General features: G+C 58.8%; 2 protein-coding genes. One reads left to right on the top strand and one right to left on the bottom strand.

Annotated elements, in window-relative coordinates; all coding sequences use genetic code 11:
• On the bottom strand, positions 1 to 761 hold a 761-nt coding region (locus tag AS156_RS04710; RefSeq protein ID WP_136626016.1), incomplete at its 3' end, for an IS701 family transposase.
• Positions 762 to 1,480: 719 nt separating this feature from the next.
• Here AS156_RS04710 and AS156_RS04720 point away from each other — a divergent pair.
• The coding region (locus AS156_RS04720; RefSeq protein ID WP_136626016.1) for an IS701 family transposase at positions 1,481 to 2,241 on the top strand (761 nt) is incomplete at its 3' end.

Here is a 2,241-nt window from a genome sequence, read left to right on the forward strand (position 1 = left end):
CCGCGGACTTTGGTAATCGGCCAAATGAGCTTCACATCGACCGGATACACCTTCAGGTGCCGAGGGATGCCGACAGCCCAGGCCAGCCCGCGCTCTGTTAGCCCTTGTCGAAACGGTGCGCTGAGCCCGTATCCTGCATCCGCCAGCACACATCCAAAGCGCACGTTGGCTGCCATCACGCGGTCAATCTCGGCCAAAGCAATCTCCGGCTTGGACCGTAGCGTTCGGTGTTCGACTGGCACGCGAGCGCGCTTCAAACGAGACACGTTGCTTGTCCAACTATCGGGCAGAAAGAGGCGCAACGCGACCATCACCGGCACTTCGCCGCGCGCAAGCGTCAAAGACACCAGCGTTTGGCAATTTGCCGTTTTGCCGAGAGCCGACGCGTATTGAGCTGCAACACCAACCGAGCGTTCGCCCTTCTTCGGCAGTGAGGTGTCATCAATAACGAGCACCGCATCCCTACCGCCGACAAGTCGGTCCGCCTGGTTGAGCAGCTCCGTCTCCAGCGGCGTCGCGTCCCAGACACCGTCCGCAATGAAATGGTGCAGTTGGTCGTAGTTGCCCGTGGCAAGGCGCTCCGCCATCGGCTGAACGCTCTTGCGATCGCCAGGACCGATCAGTCCCGCAACGTACAGAGGACACATCCGCTGCCGAGTCTTATGACCCAGCCGGTCCAAGAACGGCATCAGCCAGCGTTCAAGTTCGTCTTCCCATCCCGCCATGGTCAGCCCTCCAAGAGCCGACCACCCATGAATCATTGAAAAATTGATTCGGGAATCCTAAAAAATCGCGGAAATCCAATAATCTGCCAAAGTAGTGCTAGTCGGCCGCCGGGCGAAGACCCTAAAGAAGCCCGAGCGCGAGGCGGGCGCGGCCGCATATAAAGAGTAGCAGTAGAACCGGGCGGCCTAGCCAGGGCATGTATTCATGACGAGCCGCGCTTTGCCCTCAAAAGGCGACATAGAAGCGGCTCTCATGTACGTCGGCTTTGGGCCAAAACCATTCCTGCGGTCCAAAACGACGTTGATCACATCCCGCGCCGAATGACCTTCCAGGCCAGTGAACCGGCAACGAAGAGTGACAGAGAACAGAACGCTATCGTCCCCCAGACACGGACATTAGGGCTCGTCTCATTTAGCCAAACCAGTGCGGCCAAGCAAAGAAACGCAGGGATAGCGCACGCCTGTGTCACAACGAACCGGCGGCGCAGTGCGCGCGGTGCGCGGGAGCTCCAGACGAAACCATCAACCTCGAACCTGCGGGAAATCGTATCCACCGGCTCTTGGGTATACCACTTTGCCAGCTCGCTCATGACGGACATGAAACCCCATCCGGCAACGCCGAATAGCGCAATTCCAAGTAGGCTTAAAATGAGCGACATCTCGCTTCTCCAGCCGCTAAAGCGCAACGGACTAGCACTACTTTGGCAGATTATTGGATTTCCGCGATTTTTTAGGATTCCCGAATCAATTTTTCAATGATTCATGGGTGGTCGGCTCTTGGAGGGCTGACCATGGCGGGATGGGAAGACGAACTTGAACGCTGGCTGATGCCGTTCTTGGACCGGCTGGGTCATAAGACTCGGCAGCGGATGTGTCCTCTGTACGTTGCGGGACTGATCGGTCCTGGCGATCGCAAGAGCGTTCAGCCGATGGCGGAGCGCCTTGCCACGGGCAACTACGACCAACTGCACCATTTCATTGCGGACGGTGTCTGGGACGCGACGCCGCTGGAGACGGAGCTGCTCAACCAGGCGGACCGACTTGTCGGCGGTAGGGATGCGGTGCTCGTTATTGATGACACCTCACTGCCGAAGAAGGGCGAACGCTCGGTTGGTGTTGCAGCTCAATACGCGTCGGCTCTCGGCAAAACGGCAAATTGCCAAACGCTGGTGTCTTTGACGCTTGCGCGCGGCGAAGTGCCGGTGATGGTCGCGTTGCGCCTCTTTCTGCCCGATAGTTGGACAAGCAACGTGTCTCGTTTGAAGCGCGCTCGCGTGCCAGTCGAACACCGAACGCTACGGTCCAAGCCGGAGATTGCTTTGGCCGAGATTGACCGCGTGATGGCAGCCAACGTGCGCTTTGGATGTGTGCTGGCGGATGCAGGATACGGGCTCAGCGCACCGTTTCGACAAGGGCTAACAGAGCGCGGGCTGGCCTGGGCTGTCGGCATCCCTCGGCACCTGAAGGTGTATCCGGTCGATGTGAAGCTCATTTGGCCGATTACCAAAGTCCGCGG

Origin of the sequence: Bradyrhizobium macuxiense (assembly GCF_001542415.1) — a bacterium.
Lineage (GTDB): Bacteria > Pseudomonadota > Alphaproteobacteria > Rhizobiales > Xanthobacteraceae > Bradyrhizobium > Bradyrhizobium macuxiense.